General features: G+C 50.2%; 13 protein-coding genes and 1 pseudogene (1 of these 14 running past the window's edge). 3 read left to right on the top strand and 11 right to left on the bottom strand.

The window, feature by feature from the left end; genetic code table 11:
• Positions 1–9 precede the first annotated feature (9 nt).
• Complete coding sequence (gene ilvN / locus MK323_05620) at positions 10–501, bottom strand: acetolactate synthase small subunit (protein ID MCH2481635.1); 492 nt, start codon at positions 499–501, stop codon at positions 10–12.
• 4 nt (positions 502–505) lie between these two features.
• Positions 506–2,242 carry a biosynthetic-type acetolactate synthase large subunit gene (ilvB, locus tag MK323_05615; protein ID MCH2481634.1) on the bottom strand — a complete coding sequence of 579 codons (1,737 nt, stop codon included), beginning with the start codon at positions 2,240–2,242 and terminating at the stop codon, positions 506–508.
• 369 nt (positions 2,243–2,611) lie between these two features.
• Here ilvB and MK323_05610 point away from each other — a divergent pair, with 369 nt between their 5' ends.
• Positions 2,612–3,367 carry a UDP-2,3-diacylglucosamine diphosphatase gene (locus MK323_05610; GenBank protein ID MCH2481633.1) on the top strand — a complete coding sequence of 252 codons (756 nt, stop codon included), beginning with the start codon at positions 2,612–2,614 and terminating at the stop codon, positions 3,365–3,367.
• Here MK323_05610 and purF read toward each other — a convergent pair.
• The 7 genes from purF to truA all read right to left on the bottom strand — a co-directional run bounded on the left by purF (position 3,361) and on the right by truA (position 9,845).
• A complete protein-coding gene (gene purF, locus MK323_05605; protein MCH2481632.1) occupies positions 3,361–4,878 on the bottom strand; it encodes an amidophosphoribosyltransferase in 1,518 nt (505 codons plus the stop codon). The two genes, MK323_05610 and purF, sit on opposite strands and share 7 nt — an antisense overlap.
• A 56-nt stretch (positions 4,879–4,934) precedes the next feature.
• Complete coding sequence (locus tag MK323_05600) at positions 4,935–5,450, bottom strand: CvpA family protein (GenBank protein ID MCH2481631.1); 516 nt, start codon at positions 5,448–5,450, stop codon at positions 4,935–4,937.
• A gap of 41 nt (positions 5,451–5,491) precedes the next feature.
• Complete coding sequence (locus MK323_05595) at positions 5,492–6,073, bottom strand: SPOR domain-containing protein (protein MCH2481630.1); 582 nt, start codon at positions 6,071–6,073, stop codon at positions 5,492–5,494.
• Entirely contained in the window at positions 6,074–7,372 is a 1,299-nt protein-coding gene (locus tag MK323_05590; protein MCH2481629.1) for a bifunctional folylpolyglutamate synthase/dihydrofolate synthase, read from the bottom strand.
• Between the two features lie 70 nt (positions 7,373–7,442).
• A complete protein-coding gene (gene accD, locus MK323_05585; GenBank protein MCH2481628.1) occupies positions 7,443–8,330 on the bottom strand; it encodes an acetyl-CoA carboxylase, carboxyltransferase subunit beta in 888 nt (295 codons plus the stop codon).
• Between the two features lie 2 nt (positions 8,331–8,332).
• On the bottom strand, positions 8,333–8,983 hold the full coding sequence (locus tag MK323_05580) for a phosphoribosylanthranilate isomerase (GenBank protein ID MCH2481627.1): 651 nt from the start codon (positions 8,981–8,983) through the stop codon (positions 8,333–8,335).
• Positions 8,984–9,047: 64 nt separating this feature from the next.
• Entirely contained in the window at positions 9,048–9,845 is a 798-nt protein-coding gene (truA, locus tag MK323_05575; protein MCH2481626.1) for a tRNA pseudouridine(38-40) synthase TruA, read from the bottom strand.
• 210 nt (positions 9,846–10,055) lie between these two features.
• On the opposite strand from truA, the gene trpB reads away from it, so the two are divergent.
• Both trpB and trpA read left to right on the top strand, forming a co-directional pair.
• Positions 10,056–11,276 (top strand): tryptophan synthase subunit beta, encoded by a 1,221-nt coding sequence (gene trpB, locus MK323_05570; GenBank protein MCH2481625.1) that lies wholly within the window; start codon positions 10,056–10,058, stop codon positions 11,274–11,276.
• Positions 11,273–12,109 (top strand): tryptophan synthase subunit alpha, encoded by an 837-nt coding sequence (trpA, locus tag MK323_05565; protein MCH2481624.1) that lies wholly within the window; start codon positions 11,273–11,275, stop codon positions 12,107–12,109. The genes trpB and trpA overlap by 4 nt, the downstream gene beginning before the upstream one ends.
• A 27-nt stretch (positions 12,110–12,136) precedes the next feature.
• Here the strand turns inward: trpA and MK323_05560 are convergent, their stop codons facing one another.
• Together MK323_05560 and MK323_05555 are read right to left on the bottom strand one after the other, a co-directional pair.
• Positions 12,137–13,318, bottom strand: a complete 1,182-nt coding sequence (locus MK323_05560) for a hypothetical protein (GenBank protein ID MCH2481623.1) — start codon at positions 13,316–13,318, stop codon at positions 12,137–12,139.
• Positions 13,315–13,371 (bottom strand): annotated as a pseudogene (locus tag MK323_05555) (hypothetical protein); it runs 1,470 nt beyond the window's last position. The gene MK323_05560 and the pseudogene MK323_05555 overlap by 4 nt, the downstream one beginning before the upstream one ends.

Here is a 13,371-nt window from a genome sequence, read left to right as displayed (position 1 = left end):
AGGTAAAACCTAGTATCGCAACGCTCGATCCCCGCGAGATATACCAGATACACCCGAGCGAACCGCTTCGACCACTTCCGTTCCCTGTAGCGCCTCAATAAATGCATCGAGTTTTCCACCCGGGCCAGTCAACTCGATGGTATAAGTGCCATTAGTGACGTCAATGATTCGACCCCGAAATATGTCAGTCAGTCGTTTAACCTCTTCTCGCTCGCCACGTTCTGCGATAACCTTTATCAACATCAACTCGCGCTCGATATGACGACCTTCAGTTAAATCCACCAATCGAACAACATCTATAAGCTTGTTCAACTGCTTGGTGATCTGTTCGATAATGGCATCAGAGCCCTGCGTAACTATAGTCATCCTGGAGAGGCTTTCATCCTCAGTAGGTGCAACAGTTAAGGATTGGATGTTGTAACCGCGAGCCGAAAAAAGGCCTGCTATTCTGGATAGCGCCCCAGACTCATTCTCCACGAGCAAAGAAATGATTCTTCTCATTCAGTTAGGCAAGTTCCCGTTCGACTGGAACATTATCCGCTCCAGAAGGCTTAAGATGCATTTCGTTGTGTCCTGCACCAGCTGCTATCATTGGATAGACATTTTCCGTCTGGTCAGTAATGAAATCCATAAAGACCAGGCGGGTCTTTTGTGCAAATGCTTCTTCCAGCGCAGCCTCGACATCAGCAGGATTTTCAACCCGCATCCCCACATGACCAAAACTTTCCGCTAAAGAGACGAAATCGGGCAATGCGTCCATGTAGGAATGAGAGTAACGCTTGTCGTAGAAAAATTCCTGCCACTGTCTCACCATTCCCATATATCGATTGTTCAGATTAATCACCTTTACAGGCAAATCGTATTGCTTACAGGTAGACAGTTCCTGGATACACATCATAATGCTGGCCTCGCCCGTGACACAGGCGACTTGCTCATCGGGATATGCCAGTTGCACGCCCATGGCAGCCGGTAGGCCGAACCCCATGGTGCCGAGTCCACCGGAATTAATCCAACGCCGGGGGGCGCCAAATCCATAATGCTGCGCAGCCCACATTTGATGCTGACCTACATCGGAAGTAACAAAAGCGCTGCCATTGGTGATTTTATGTAACGTTTCGATTACATATTGTGGTTTTATCTCCACGGTATCACGATCATATTCGAATGACTTCAATGCGCGCCAATCCTTGATTCTGTCCCACCACTGTGCGATCTCAGGCATTAACCCATCAGCCTTTCTGGCTTTCACAACACTGAGCATTTCACGGAGCACCGATGCGGCTTGACCCACAATCGGCACTTCCACACTTACATTCTTTCCGATAGAAGAAGGATCAACGTCCACGTGGATAATTGTTGAATTAGGAGAAAACTTGGTTAGGTCTCCGGTTACCCTGTCGTCGAAACGCACTCCGATTGCCAGCATGACATCACAGTCGTACATCGCCATATTGGCTTCGTAGGTACCATGCATGCCAAGCATCCCGAGGAACAGCGGATCGCTATACGGAAACCCGCCTAACCCCATAAGGGTGTTAGTGCATGGAAATTCGAGCTCCCTGACAAGCTGGGTCAGTTCGTCTGCGGCATTACCTTGAATAATTCCGCCACCACTATAAATTATGGGTTTATCCGCGCCCAGCAACAGGTCGGCGGCTCGACTTATCTGTTTCGGATGACCTTTCAAGACAGGGGCATAGGAACGAATCTCCACGCTGGTGGGGTATTCGTATTCAGTAATCTGCGCAGTCACATCTTTAGGTATGTCGACAACCACTGGCCCCGGTCTCCCGGTACTCGCAATATAAAAGGCTTTTTTTATTATTTCCGCAAGATCTTCAACCCTGCCGACGAGAAAATTGTGTTTAACGCATGGTCGTGTAATTCCGACCGTATCGACCTCCTGAAACGCATCATCTCCAATCAGTGCAGTCGGAACCTGGGCCGTCAGTACGACCATCGGAATGGAATCCATGTGGGCCGTTGCAATACCGGTCACGGCGTTAGTCACGCCCGGACCTGACGTTACCAGCACAACACCCGTCTTTCCGGTCGCCCGAGCATATCCATCGGCCGCATGGGTTGCGCCCTGCTCATGACGAACAAGTATATGTCGGACATCCTGTTGCTTGTAGAGCGCATCGTAGATGTGCAAAGCCGCACCACCTGGATAGCCAAACACAAATTCCACGCCCTCATCCTTGAGGCTCTGGACAACGATTTCCGCACCAGTCAATGTCACGTACTCACCTCTTCGAACTGCCTGCCGAAGCAAGCTTTTAAACTATTATTCAATTGAGTTCCCGTAAACCTTAAAGTATATCTTTATGATTGAGTCGCTGTAAATTGATTCTTCTGGGCCATTTACAGGAATTCGAGAAGAAAACAATTGCATACTTGACCAAACTAGGTTGCCCCGATCGGTAGGTCGCATACGCTCTAGTCACTTCGGAGTCAGGCGAGATCCCTGCCTCTCCGACTGTAGCTCGCAACCACTATACGTGTCGACTCGATGCACCTCGGCAATTGAAATTTGACGAAATCACCAAGGCAGGTGAAACTGTTTACTGATCATGGATTCACGAAGTGCATTTAATGGATTACACCTGAATTGAGCATCGCTTTCATCTCCGACCTCCATCTGACCCCGGACGAGTCGGCCTTGGGACCCCGCTTTAAGCATTACCTCAGCGACTTGGCGTCATTGGGAATACAAAACCTGTTTATTCTGGGTGACTTATTCGAGTACTGGCTAGGTGACGATGCATCTGAACATCTTGGGCAATCTGATTATGAGACGATTCTGAAAGACTTCTCGGATATCGGTATGGCGATTTCTGTGCTCCACGGTAACCGTGATTTTTTACTCGGTTCTGAGTTCAGCGAACGAACCGGTTGTGTTTTAATCTCAGAACCATTCTTACTTGTGACTCAGACCTGTCAAGCGGTACTTCTCCATGGAGATAGTCTTTGCACTGATGACATTGAGCATCAGACCTTTCGCAACATGGTCCGAGCCCCAGACTGGCAACGCAACTTTCTACGAAAACCCATTATGGAGCGAGACAAGCTCGCCCAAACCGTCCGATACCGCAGTGAATATGGAAAGTCAATAAAACCCCTGGACATAATGGATGTGAATCAATCAGCAGTCGTAGATGAATTCAATAAGACTAATGCCCGGGTGATGATTCACGGGCACACACACCGCCCGGGTATACACCGGATCGAGTTGAATGACAGCGACACTGCTTACCGTATAGTCCTTGGTGACTGGGCAAACGGACCCAGTGCTGCAGTGCTCAACGATAATGTGATCTCGCTCTCCTACGGGGATTGTCGAGAGGAGCTTGTCCTTACTCAGTGAGCTACACTCGGCTCAATAGAGTCTAGTTCATTTCGCCTGCTGCTTCTTTTCGAACCGCTTCTCTGCTTTTCTAACTCGCTCAGGTAATCCGATGTAACATCTCCAGTGACATAATTACCGTCGAAGCAGGAAGAATCAAAACTTTTTATCGACGGATTTCCCGCCCGAACTGCGTCAACTAGATCCTCCAGTTGTTGATACATCAACCAGTCTGCTCCTATGTGCTGACAGACCTCTTCTGTAGTACGATTATTTGCAACTAACTCTCCCACCACGGGCATGTCAATTCCGTATACATTGGGATACTTGACCGGCGGTGCAGCGGAGGCGAAGTACACACTTCGCGCTCCGGCTTCTCGTGCCATCTGAATGATTTGCTGTGAGGTCGTCCCTCTAACTATCGAGTCATCAACCAACAATACATTCTTGCCTCGAAATTCAAGATCAATCGCATTGAGTTTCTGTTTGACAGATCGACGTCGTTCAGCCTGCTCCGGCATGATGAATGTCCGCGCGATGTAACGGTTCTTTATAAACCCCTCGCGGTACTTAACACCAATAACATTTGCCAGCTGCAGAGCACATGTTCTGCTGGTATCAGGCACGGGTATCACTGTTTCTATGTCGTGGTCCGGCCACATCTCTAAAAGCCGCCAACCGAGTTTTTCGCCCATTCTCAAACGACTTTTGTAGACGGCAACATCGTCAATAATTGAATCTGGGCGGGCCAGGTACACGTATTCGAATATGCAGGGCGAAAGGCTCGACCGCTCAGAACATATTTTCCTGTGAATATTGCCTCTAAGGTCCACGAAAACTGCTTCTCCTGCACCGACATCGCCTAGATTGCTGTAGCCAAGAACATCTAAAGCAACACTTTCTGACGCTATCAGCACGGAATTATAATCAGCATCGGGTTTCTCACCGAGAACCAACGGGCGAATACCATTGGCATCTCGAAAAGCAACAAGCCCATACCCCACAATCATCGCAACCACCGCGTAAGCACCATGACAACGTTCATACACACGACCCACCGCCCTGAAAACATCGTCAGGCTCCAATTGGAGTCGACTGGCACCGACGGACTCACGAAGCTCATGTGCAAAAACGTTCAACAAGACCTCAGAATCTGAGTTGGTGTTCAGTTGTCTTAGATCTTCCCGAAATAATTCCTCACTCAGTTCGGCAGTGTTAGTCAGATTACCGTTGTGACCAAGGGCAATACCGAATGGAGAATTCACATATAGCGGCTGTGCCTCAGCTTTGGAATCACTACCTGCGGTTGGATATCGTACGTGGCCTAGGCCAATATTGCCGACCAACTGCTCCATGTGTCTGGAGTGAAACACATCCCTGACCAGGCCACTGTCCTTACGTAGATGGACACGAAGATTGTCGCAGGTCACTATACCTGCGGCATCCTGACCTCGATGCTGCACCAGGGTCAGGGCTTCATAGATCGCATAGTTGACCGGAGATTGCCCGACTATACCTATGACACCACACACGGTTTGTTACTCTGATTCCTATTGGTTCAACTATTGTTGTTCTACTTTTCGCTACCTTACTGGAAGGTCGCTGCATTCAACTGATCCACTACCCTGGATTTGAACCAAGTGAGCGGCACATCGAAGTATGGCACGATCTGGGAGTCTCTGAACCATGCCTGACTGGTTGCTGGCGTCCACTCTGCACTAAATAACAAGACTGTTACGATCACGAGACCTCTTAGAAACCCAAACAACCCACCCAGCAAACGACTGGTACCGGAAAGCCCGGCTATCCGAAAAAGCTTAAGCAGTAGGGCGCCAACCAGCGAAAGCAGAACCAGAACTGTCACAAAAACAACCACGTAGCCGATCAGCCCACTGAGTCGTTCCGACTCGACCCAGGGTACGACCACAATGGCCAGATCGTCCCCATACACATAGGCCAACCATATTGAGATAATCCAAGAACTCAAGGACAGTATCTCACGCACGATCCCGCGGAAAATACCTAATCCAAGCGATAGGACGAGGGCCGCAAGCACGACGGCATCAACCCAGACGATCTGATCGAGATTTATCGAGTCCAACACCAGCATCTACCTCGTGTCTTAGATCTTAATCTGTTCGGCATCTACGGGTAGCGTGCGACAAATGCTTTATCGTTTGTGACCATGACTGCTCGAGCTTTCATACGTTCGGCCTCCTCCTCGGTCGAAAACGGGCCCAGAAATACCCTGATCGCTGTCTTGCCATTCAGTTTAGTTTCCTCCAGATTGACGTTAAATCCGTTTTCGTCAAGCAGAGATCGCCTTTTCTTCGCATTTTCAGGTATCTGAAACACACCCACCCGAACCACCCAGCCGGAGGGCAACCCAACCAGGCCGGCCACAGGCTGATTGTAGTTATTTCCCAGATCATTTACATCCATAGTGGGCCCTTGTGTATTGGACTCCTTTCTTGATTCAGATTTATCTTTATCGGCTTCAGCAGGACTGGGTTGTGCAGAAACATCGCGCTTCCCCGCCTCAATCCGCGAGATAAACGTCTGCTGAATTGGCACTACCACTTCGCCATTATTGATTGATGCACGGCGATAATCGTGTTTCTGACCAGTCAGGACCGAGGGGAGAACAATTGCAGCAACGATTATTAAAACTGCCGCGCCAATAAGTCGATGCTTTAAATCAAATAAATGATCGGTGGGCTGTGGCATTCACGCCTGAAGAGGATCTTCTGAAACTGATTTGAGTATAGCACCCACAAGATAAAATGATCCGAAAACAATTACCCTGTCGCCGGAACGTGCAAGCTGCATAGCCATTTTGTAGGCATGCAAAGGATCAGACCACATCTTTATGTCCGAACTCGAATGAGTGGCCACTACATCAGCCAGTTCCTGTAATGGAGTCGCCCGAGGACTGTCCAGCTGGGTCAGGTGCCAGCCGGCAATTCTAGGCCCCATAAGGCGGACGACTTCAGCCACGTCTTTGTCTTTCAACATGGAAAACACAGCCAGGTTACGCCTAACAGGATCACGCTTATCAATGAACGCGGCCAGATTAACTATAGCAGCCGGATTATGGGCGACATCAAAAATTCGTTCGACCCTGCCCGGCAACACCTGAATCCGACCAGGTAATTCTGTGTTTGCGAGACCCTCGCCGACTGCATCTTTATCGACAGGCAAATCTGCGTTCATCGATTCAACGATTGCAACCGCACCTGCTGCGTTGTGCAGGACAGCATCGCCCCCCGATCCAGGGATCTGCAGGCTATCGTGTGTTCTTGCGCCGCCCCATCGCGACGGATCCGGTTTCCAGGCCCAGTAGCCGTCGAATGCTGTATGACTGTAATCTATGCCGATTCGTTTTATCCCACATTTCAACAGAACCGCCCTATCGACGATGGAAGCTGGCACGTTGTGGTCATTGAGCACTGCTTTACCACCGAAGCGAAGGATGCCGGCTTTCTCATATCCTATCTGCTCACAAGATCGTCCGAGCCAGGTTTCGTGATCAAGTGACACGGGGGTAATACAGCTGAGATTCGAAGTCATCGTATTAACAGCGTCCAATCGACCGCCCAATCCGACCTCTAGCAGTACCACATCCAGCTTGTTGATCGAAAAAATATAAAGCGCCGCTAAGGTCCCAAACTCAAAAAACGTCAAGGGAATGCCCTGCCGAGCCTGGTCAACTACTGCGAACGACTCCACCAACTCGCCCTCTTCGACAGGGCATTGATTGAGTTGAATCCTTTCCCCATAGGCAACCAGATGAGGAGAGGTATAAGCACCCACCCTATAACCAGTCGACACATAAATTGACTCGACAAATCTGACTGTTGAACCCTTGCCATTCGTACCGGCAAATGTGATCACTTTGCATGGCAACCGAAGCCTCATTCGGTGAAGCACGCGCCGTACACGATCCAAGGTAAGATCTATAGACCGAAAATGAATCGACTGAATATATTCGAGCCACTGATCCAGTGTTCGAGATGATAAGGACACGGTCAGCTCAGTTGTTGGCAGTACTTTCTTTTCCACACTGGATGATAAAGAGTAAACACCGTCTCTAGAATTAAAACACCAACTCCCCCTCTATGCTACGCTCGGAATTAGGCGCTAACGTTTTCAATAAGCTGGCGATAGTGTCGGACATTTTATCTCTTGCCACGATCATATCAATGGCGCCGTGTTCAAGTAAAAATTCAGCACGTTGAAAACCTTCCGGTAAAGTCTCGCGTACCGTCTGTTCAATCACCCGAGGTCCTGCGAACCCAACCAGCGCGTTTGGTTCGGCGATGATAACGTCACCCAGCATGGCAATGCTTGCCGACACACCACCCATTGTCGGGTCTGTAAGAACTGAAATGTAGGGTAGCCCAGCTTCGTGCAGTCTGTTCAGTGCGGCAGTTGTTTTTGCCATTTGCATCAGCGACAAAATCGACTCCTGCATTCGGGCACCACCGCTGGCGATGAAACAGACCAGAGGTGTCTGAGTCTGTAGGGCATGATCGACCGCCCTGACGAAACGCTCACCGACCACTGATCCCATCGATCCTGCCATGTACTTGAATTCGAAGGCGACCGCGACCAATTCTGACCCATCAACTCTTCCATGAGCACAGATCAGCGCCTCGGACTCCCCACTGCCCTTCTGGGCATCACTGAGCCTTTCTTTATACCTTTTAGAATCCCTGAACCTTAACGGATCAACGGGTCGTAGACTGCTTGCCAGTTCAGTGAACTTAGCCTCGTCGAACAATGTCCGCAATCGCTCACGGGCGTTCAGTCGCATATGATGCCCGCACTTTGGACAAACCTGGCTGGTCCTTTCAAGCTCCGAACCATACAGCACAGCATTGCAGGCCCCACATTTATGCCACAAACCCTGTGGGACACTGCGTTTATTTATTGCACTGCGGACTTTGATCTTAGGTGGTATCAGTCTCTCGAACCAGTTCATGGTCAGTCTGCCCTACCGTCATGTCTTTGAATCTGATCATGATCCCTAACCGCACAGATCAATGATTGGATCTTTTGTGCGTTCTTCTGACCGGGTGAAGTTTCCACTCCACTTGAAACATCAACAGCATAGGCCCCGGATATCGAAAGCGCAGCCGAAACATTGCTCGCGTCTATACCACCAGCAATAATCACGGGACTGCTCTGACATTGTTTGGCCCGTTCCCACGAAAATACCATACCCGTGCCACCGTATCTTTCTGATTCATAGGCATCCAACAAAAGCGCACACGCTTGCGGATAGGAACGTGCATAGGATTCGGGGTCGGCATCATCCGACATCCTCAATGCTTTGATGTATGGTATTCCAAAGCCGTTACAAAACTCGGCAGACTCACTGCCATGAAACTGGAGCACGGTAAGCTTTACTTCACTGAGTACCGCATCAACGTCTTTTTCGGTCGGGTCCACAAACACACCAACAACATGAACCAGCGCGGGTAAACTGTCAACGATATCTGCAGCCTGGCGTATGTTAACTGCACGAGGGCTCGGACCGTAAAACATAAGGCCAATTGCATCCGCACCAAAAGAGGCCGTGGTCACAGCATCCTCAACCCGGGTAATTCCACAGATTTTTATACGAGTTCGCAAGGTGATTTACTGGTTAACGTAATTTGCAACCGACGAACCATGTCAACATGGTCCCAACTTCATGTTACCAGAACCTGCATGACGGCGGTGCTGTGGGTAAGTTGTACCTGTCCGGGTAGGAAACACCGCACAGATACAGTCCATCGGCAGGGGCTGTTACACCGCCCATCGTTCGGTCACGTGTTTCCAGTACTTCCCTGGCCCAGTCCGGCTCGGCTTCACCGGCGCCAATGGCCACGAGGACCCCGACAATATTCCGAACCATGTGCTTGAGAAATCCATTTGCTTTTACATCGAACCAAATCCAGCTTTCTCTCTGATTGATTTCAAGCTCGTGAATGGTGCGGGTCGATGTATTTGATTGACATGAAACTGCACGATATGCATTAAAGTCGTGTTCGCCAAGCAAAGGTTTCGTAGCTGCCCTCATCTTGTTTAGATCAAGCGGCCTGTAGTCCCAGGAAACCCGCCTGGACAGGTAGGTCGGCCGTACCGGTCTATTCAACAGGACATAGCGATAGGACCGAGTGAGCGCAGAATACCGTGCATGGAAAGTAGCCGGCACCGGTACCACCCACGATACAACAACCGAATGTGGCAAATTAGAGTTGATACCCCGTAGCCACGCTTGGCTCGACCGATCGGACCGAGTATCGTAGTGAACAATCTGACTCGTCGCGTGCACTCCTGCATCTGTACGACCCGCCGTAATCACCTGAACCTGCTCATCTGCTACGCTGGACACGGCCCCTTCCAACGTCTCTTGTACGGTTACTACCCCACTTTGTATCTGCCATCCATGGTAATGACTACCATCGTACTCGAGACACATGGCCAATCGAAATATACTATTTGAAATCATCTTGTACACTGCCCCCGGGAACACCTGGTTACGTTGAAATGAAAGTTTGGAGGGAAAACACTCAACGTCGGACTAAACAATAGCCCTACCAGTTGTGAATGGGTCGTGCTATATGGCCCCATTTGAAACCAAGGTTCATTACTGTTGCCTTGGCGGACGCTGATACAATAGACCATAGTTCACGATCTATCTACACACTATAACGCGCTGATGTCAACAAATAACGCAAAGCCGGAATCTTATCGTAGCGGTCCGGACGAAACCGGTCATTTTGGAATTTTTGGCGGTCGTTTCGTGGCGGAGACACTCATGCCACTGGTTCTTGAGGTCGAACAGGCCTATGCCCAGGCCCAGATTGACCCAAGCTTTCAGTCAGATTTCGACTTTTTTGCAGAACATTACATCGGTCGCCCAAGTCCGCTTTACTTCGCTGAAAGCCTGACTCAAGAACTCGGTGGTGCTCGTATTTACTTCAAACGCGACGAGCTGAACCATACTGGCGCCCACAAGATCAACAACACACTGGGTCAGATTCTGCTTGCTCGCCGAATGGGCAAGAAACGAATTATCGCAGAAACAGGCGCGGGTCAGCATGGCGTTGCAACTGCTACGGTTTGCGCTCTTTTCGATCTACCCTGTGTTGTGTACATGGGCTCAACGGACATAGAACGCCAGGCGCCAAATGTGTTCAGAATGAAACTACTGGGAGCCGAAGTCATCCCGGTGGAGAGCGGGACAGCGACCCTTAAGGACGCAATGAATGAAGCGCTTCGGGACTGGGTCGCTAACGTGGAAGAAACCTTCTATATCATCGGCACCGTTGCAGGGCCACATCCCTACCCTGCCATGGTTCGAGACTTTCAAAGTGTGATAGGTCGTGAGGTGAAGGAGCAGATCCTCAAGGCGGAAAACAGATTCCCGGATATATTAATTGCCTGTATTGGCGGTGGTTCAAACGCTATGGGCCTGTTCCACCCCTTCCTCGACGATAATGTAAGGATCATAGGCGTGGAAGCAGCAGGTCTTGGCGTAGAATCAGGTAAACATGCTGCATCGCTCACAGGTGGCACACCGGGCATACTGCACGGTAACCGAACATATCTACTACAGGATTCCGACGGACAGATTATCGATGCGCACTCTATTTCTGCCGGGCTCGACTATCCTGGAATCGGTCCTGAACACTCGTGGCTAAATGATGTTGGTCGGGTCGAATATGTGTCTGTAACTGACAGCGAAGCTTTGGATGCATTTCAATTATGTTGCCGAGCAGAGGGAATAATCCCCGCTCTTGAACCTGCCCACGCGCTGGCACACGTTGCCAAGATTGCGCCTACGCTTGATAAGGACAACCTGATAGTCATGAATTTGTGCGGCCGCGGAGATAAAGATGTTTTCACTATTGCTCACGCATTGGGAGTGGAACTGTGAAGGCCATTGGGGTAGAAACCAGGCTGACACGAAAATTCGCTCAGCTCGCCAGTGAATCCCGGGGTGGACTGATTACTTTTTTGACGGCCGGGGATCCGAGTCCATCCATATCCAGAGATCTTCTGAGCCGGTTGCCCGCAGCCGGTGCAGACGTCATTGAACTAGGCATGCCTTTTTCTGACCCCATGGCTGACGGGCCAGCTATACAGGCAGCCAGTCAGCGCGCTTTGAAAGCAGGTGCGACATTGAAAAGCACTCTTGGCATGGTCAGGGATTTCCGGCGCGCAGATTCACAGACACCCATTATTTTGATGGGCTACTTCAATCCTATTTATCAGTATGGTACTCAGAAATTTGTGCATGATGCCTATTCATCGGGTGTCGATGGCCTCATTATCGTAGATCTGCCTCCTGAAGAAGATGAAGAGCTTTGTCATCCTGCCCTGACGACCGGCCTTCACTGGATTCGCCTGGTTACTCCAACCACAAACCATAAACGCCTCAAAACTGTTCTACAGAATACCAGTGGTTTTGTTTACTATGTATCGATAACCGGTATTACTGGTACACACTCCGCCGATCCCGAACGTGTCAAACAGGCGATCACTCAACTGCGCGATATGACCAACCTACCGCTTGCAGTTGGATTTGGAATAAAAACAGCCGAACAGGTTCGCACTGTCAATCTTTTTGCAGATGCTGCGGTTGTTGGTTCCGCACTGGTCGATCAGATCAAGGCAAATCTGGATGATAGCGGGCAACCGACCACAGAACTGTGTGATAACGTTATCGAGTTTGTTCAGGGCCTGGCTAGCGGTACAGCACGAACCTGATCAAGCCATGAACCGGGAATTTGTAGGTTATTTGCTGTCGAGGTTCGTCAATATCGCCTGAGCACTTGCCCTTTGACCCGCATCGCCGTGTTGTATCACTTCGTTGAGTAAATTCTTGGCGGTACTGTTGTCTCCCATTTCAACATAGGCCCGGGCAAGATCAAGACGGGTCCCAACATCCATACTATCGGCATTATCTGGATCTTCGGTTGAAGCTTCCGTACCAGAAGCACTCGAACCGGACGCTGTCTCGTCTGCAGGGTGTTTGACCGGATCGCCTGCCTTAACCGGGTCCTCTGCAAATTCCAGATCAGCCGGCGATGAGCGCGTTGTTTCATTCGCTTGCACGTCTGACTGTGAACTGGCCGTAGAGGTCGATAATTCCACTCCTGGCTCCTCAAGTTCAAGATCAATCCCGATTTCTTCAATCCCGCTATCGTCGTCACTGGCTATGTCGTTGTCTGGATCATGACGACTGAGAGACGTTGCTGTGAAAAGTGGATTGTTCGAGGACATGGCACGACCCATTTGAACGACCGATACCCATTCAGGGGTATCCGCCGACAGGGATGTAGACAGTTGGCTGGCCGTCTGTTCGAACTTTTCCAAGTTCGCTTGCGCCTGATACACCTCGAGCAACTTCAGCTTGAGATCAACTCTGGTCGGTTCGCTGACAATCGCGGACGCCAGCACTTGCTCAGCCTGATCACGGTGGCCGTAGGTGAGATAGATGTCCGCCTCAGAAATCGGATCGGTGGTCGCCTTACCGCCATCAGGCGACGCGTCACCTGATCTCTCTGCTATTCCTGGGTCTTCAGACCTAGCGTTGGGTTCTTCTCCTGGCTTCGCACCAGGGAGCTGCTGGGTAGAAATTTCGGTATCACGCCCACCGGTCACCGCCGGCATCACGATGGGCATCGCCGCTGACGCCGAATTATCTTGATTGGCCAAGCGTCGTCTGCGCAGAACCAGTAGCAACAGCAATAGGATCAGTATGATTGCTGCGCTTAACATAGCAACAAGCTGCTCGTCCTTTTGGTAAAGCTTTTTGAGTTCGTCAACTGTGGTTAGGTTGCGAAGAACCCCTGTCAGTGCCTCCACAGGTCCACGATCAGCGGTATTTTGCTGTCCAGATTCCTTCTCTGTTGCGACAGCCAGGCTGCCTGTACTCTTAACTTTCTCGTCATCGACTGTATTTGAGGTGGTCACCACGGCGCGCTCTGAAGTGTTGCTATCCTGCTGAGAGGCATTCTTCTCATTGT

It is taken from the genome of Gammaproteobacteria bacterium (assembly GCA_022450155.1).
Taxonomy (GTDB): domain Bacteria; phylum Pseudomonadota; class Gammaproteobacteria; order Arenicellales; family UBA868; genus REDSEA-S09-B13.
Note: the sequence above shows the minus strand (reverse complement) of the source record. Positions and strands in the feature narration are given on the sequence as shown.